Origin of the sequence: Spirillospora sp. NPDC049652 (assembly GCF_040675125.1) — a bacterium.
GTDB lineage: Bacteria > Actinomycetota > Actinomycetes > Streptosporangiales > Streptosporangiaceae > Spirillospora.
Genome location: NZ_JBFAOF010001428.1, coordinates 1 through 1,364, shown reverse-complemented (window position 1 = coordinate 1,364; position 1,364 = coordinate 1). Strand labels below are relative to the sequence as shown.

General features: G+C 74.0%; 2 protein-coding genes. Both read right to left on the bottom strand.

All coding sequences use genetic code 11. From position 1 onward, the window contains the following. The coding region (locus AB0J52_RS40795; protein WP_500188600.1) for a LytR/AlgR family response regulator transcription factor at positions 1–374 on the bottom strand (374 nt) is incomplete at its 3' end. Positions 375–450: 76 nt separating this feature from the next. Continuing rightward, positions 451–1,364, bottom strand: a 914-nt coding sequence (locus AB0J52_RS40790; protein WP_500188599.1) for a histidine kinase, incomplete at its 5' end; no start/stop codon positions are given.

Here is a 1,364-nt window from a genome sequence, read left to right as displayed (position 1 = left end):
ACCGCCTCGGCCACCCGGCGGACGGCCTCGGCGAGCCGCTCCCGGCGCACCGGCTTGAGCAGGTAGTCCAGGGCGCCCAGCTCGTAGGCGGCGACCGCGCAGTCGTCGTGCGCGGTCACGAACACCACGGCGGGCGGCGCGGCGAACCCGGCGAGCAGGCGGGTGAAGTCCAGCCCGTCCAGCCCGGGCATGCGGATGTCGAGGAACACGGCGTCCAGCCGCTCCCCCGCCGTCAGCATCCGGGACAGGTCGCGCAGGGCGGACGCGGCGTCCCCCGCGCCGCCGACCCACCCCACCCTCGGGTCCTCCCGCAGCAGGTAGGAGAGCTCCTCCAGGGCGGGCACCTCGTCGTCTACGGCCAGGACGCGCAGCATGAGACGACCTTGCCCGCCATCACCGTCGGTTCGCAATCGGTTTCACCAGGTAACTTCGGCGGCCGGGCCGGAGGGGTCAGGCGGGGAACGCGGCCGGACGGTACTTCGGCACCCGCAGGTTGACCTTCGTACCGGCACCGAGCGCGGTCTCCACGGTCAGCCCGTACTCGTCGCCGTAGACCTGCCGCATGCGCTCGTCCACATTGGCGAGCCCGATGCCCGCGCCGCCGCCCCGGCCGCCGCCACCGCTCCCCCCGCCGTTCGCGCCGCGTCCGCTGCGGTCGCGCGCGCCGGGGCTGGGCGAGAGGATCTCGCCGAGCCGCTCCGGGTCGATGCCGACGCCGTCGTCCTCGACGCTGATCGACGCCTCCGCGCCGTTGTCGCGCGCGACGATCCGGATCCGGAACTCGTCCCGCGCGCGCCCCTGCATGCCGTGCCTGATCGCGTTCTCGACGAGCGGTTGCAGGGACAGGAACGGCACCGCGACCGACAGCACCTCCGGCGCCACCTCGACGCTGAACTGCAGCCGGTCGCCGAACCGGGCGCGCTCCAGCAGCAGGTAGCGGTCGATGGAGCGCAACTCGTCGGCGAGCGTGGTGAAGTCGCGCGGGTTCCGGAACGAGTAGCGCGCGAAGTCGGCGAAGTCGAGCAGCAGCTCACGCGCGCGCACGGGATCGGTCCGGACGAACGAGGCGATCGTGGTCAGCGAGTTGTAGACGAAGTGCGGAGAGATCTGGGCGCGCAGGGCCCGCATCTCGGCCTCGGCCAAGCGCGCGCGGGAGGAGTCCAGTTCGGCGAGTTCGAGCTGCCCCGCCACCCAGCGCGCGACCTCGCCCACCGCGCGCACGCGCGTGGCGGACGGCTGCGGCCCGTAGGCGACCAGCGCCCCCACCACGTGGCGGTCGATGGCGAGCGGCGCGACGACCGCGACGCGGATCGGACAGGACGGGTCACCGCACGTGGTCCGCGGGTCCGCGCCGACCACGCGGG